We start from the raw sequence: 1581 nt of genomic DNA on the forward strand, positions 1-1581 counted from the left end.
GTGTAGGCGTGGTGTTTCGGCGGGAGGGACGGGGTGTCGTGTCGTCTCTTCGGTGGAGGTGCCGGGATGCCGTCGGTGATGGGGTTGCTGGAGGAGCGTGAACGCGACGCTCGGCAGCGGGTGGAGTCTCTCCAGGCCGAGCTGCGGGAGGCCGAGGCGGTGTGGGAGCGGTTCGTGATCGCCCGTGAGACGGTGGGCGAGGTTCTGGCGGAGCCCCGCGGAGGCGAGGATGGGGCGCCGGTCGTGGTGACCGGCGAACGGCCGGTGCAGGTCAGGCAGGCGGTGCCCGGCTCAGTGGTGCCGCACTGGGAGGAAGGGCTCGCACCGGCGGTTCTCGCGCCGGACTACCAGCGGATCATGGAGGTCCTGGCCGGCGGGAACGGGATGCGCGGGGAGGCGATGGACTGTCGTCAACTCGCGGCTGCCCTCGGGCTGGAGCCGGTCCCGGCGAAGGTGGAAGGGGTGCGGTCGAAAGCCAAGCGGCTGGCCGCGCGGGGCTGGCTGGCAGAGGAACGGCCGGGGCTGTTCAGCGTGCCCGTCGGGCGAGGCGGCGGCTCATGACCGTGCTCATCGCCCACTTGATCACCGCCTCCGAGGTGTCGGTGCGCGTCTCGTAGTCGCGGGCCAGTCGGCGTGAGTGCATCAGCCACGCGAACGTGCGCTCCACCAGCCACCTCTTCGGCAGCACGGTGAAACCGCTGGTGCCGTCGCTGCGTCTGACCACGGTCAGCGCGATCCGCCAGGCGTCGCGGGCGAAGTCGACCAGGCGCCCGGTGTAGCCGCCGTCGGCCCACACCCGCGTTACGCGCCAGTGCCGCTCGCGCAGCCGGGCCAGGAGTGTCCGTCCCGCGTCCCGGTCGGTGGCCGAGGCCGCGGTCACCATCACGGCCAGCAGCAGTCCGAGGGTGTCCACCACGATGTGCCGCTTGCGGCCGTTGACCTTCTTCCCGCCGTCGAAGCCCCTGGTCGCGGCCGGCACCGATGCGGCTGCCTTCACCGACTGCGCGTCGATGACGGCTGCGGTCGGCTCCGCGTCCCGGCCCGCTGCCTGGCGGACCCGGTCGCGCAGCCGGTCGTGGAACTCGGCGGTCAGGCCCTTGTCCCGCCAGCGTCGGAAGAAGGCGTAGACGCGGTCCCACGCGGGGAAGTCCGCGGGCATCGCCCGCCAGGTGATGCCGCCCGCGACCAGGTAGCGCACCGCGTCGACCATCTGCCGGTGGCAATAGCTCTCCGGCTGCCCTCCGCGGCCCTCCAGCCAGCCGGGAACCGGCATCGCGTCGCGTACGACGACCCACTCCGCGTCGCTCATGTCCGACGGATACCTCGGTCGCCTGTACGGCCGGTCCCCGGCGTTTTCGAACCGGTGAGCGAGACAATCACACGACAGAGACACCGAGTTGGACGACATCGACGCCGGCACGGAAGACTGCAGCACCAGGGGCCTCCTGTTGCTCGGTTGGATTCGACACCCACGAGCTGTGCGGGAGGCCCCGCTTTCATGCCCGGCCAGCCAGAAGATCACCCGACCGAGTCGACGATCTCGAACTCACGCCCACCAAGATCGATAGAGCAACAGCTTCT

The 1581-nt window shown here is 70.7% G+C and carries 2 protein-coding genes; one reads left to right on the plus strand and one right to left on the minus strand.

The genetic code is table 11. The features are described from left to right. Window positions 1–66: 66 nt before the first annotated feature. Complete coding sequence (locus ACLB9X_RS34330; protein ID WP_410364332.1) at window positions 67–561, plus strand: hypothetical protein; 495 nt, start codon at window positions 67–69, stop codon at window positions 559–561. Here ACLB9X_RS34330 and ACLB9X_RS34335 read toward each other — a convergent pair. Then, the gene (locus tag ACLB9X_RS34335) at window positions 527–1309 is read right to left on the minus strand and encodes an IS5 family transposase (RefSeq protein WP_410364333.1); all 783 of its coding nucleotides are present in this window, start codon (window positions 1307–1309) and stop codon (window positions 527–529) included. The genes ACLB9X_RS34330 and ACLB9X_RS34335 overlap by 35 nt on opposite strands. Window positions 1310–1581 lie beyond the last annotated feature (272 nt).

Origin of the sequence: Streptomyces sp. 5K101 (assembly GCF_046506645.1) — a bacterium.
Classification (GTDB): domain Bacteria; phylum Actinomycetota; class Actinomycetes; order Streptomycetales; family Streptomycetaceae; genus Streptomyces.